Here is a 568-nt window from a genome sequence, read left to right as displayed (position 1 = left end):
GCGGCGATGAAAATTTCCTGCAGCATGACGCTTACCTTTGTTGTGTGTGGTGTTAAAGGGTGTAGCTAAAGTTGAACCGGTCCGGTGGCGACGTTGCCGCCGCCACATGGATCAGCTCAGCGCAAAGTTGACCGGGACGCGAACGCGACCAGCTGCCTTCGCCCCACCGCTCTGGGCGGGGTTGAACTTCCACTTGCGCGCCGCTTCCATTGCAGCTCGGTCGAGGTCGCGGTTGCGACTGGACTTCTCGACGGACACATTGGTGACATTGCCGTTGGCGTCGACATCAATGATCAGGATGACCTCGCCCTGGATACCGGCGCGGAAAGCGGCCGGCGGGTAACGCGGCGGGTTCATGTTCTTGGACGAGATGTCCACGCTGGCCTGGATGTCGACCGGCGGGGCGGGCGGTGCCGGCGGCACCGGCGGCGTAACTACGTCGGTGGGACGCGGTTCCGGCACATCGATCGGTGGCGCTTCCGGCGGCGGCGGCAGCGGCGAGGGCTTCGGCGGCGCGAGGTTCTTGACCGGCGGCGGCGGGGTGTCCTGCGGCGGCGGCGGCGGCGGC

General features: G+C 66.7%; 1 protein-coding gene. It reads right to left on the bottom strand.

All coding sequences use genetic code 11. From position 1 onward, the window contains the following. Positions 1-111: 111 nt before the first annotated feature. A partial coding sequence (locus B2527_RS06315) for an energy transducer TonB (RefSeq protein ID WP_293706682.1) occupies positions 112-568 on the bottom strand: 457 nt, incomplete at its 5' end.

This window comes from Stenotrophomonas sp. UBA7606, assembly GCF_002477705.1.
Taxonomy (GTDB): domain Bacteria; phylum Pseudomonadota; class Gammaproteobacteria; order Xanthomonadales; family Xanthomonadaceae; genus Stenotrophomonas.
This window is presented reverse-complemented; position numbering and strand designations above follow the sequence as displayed.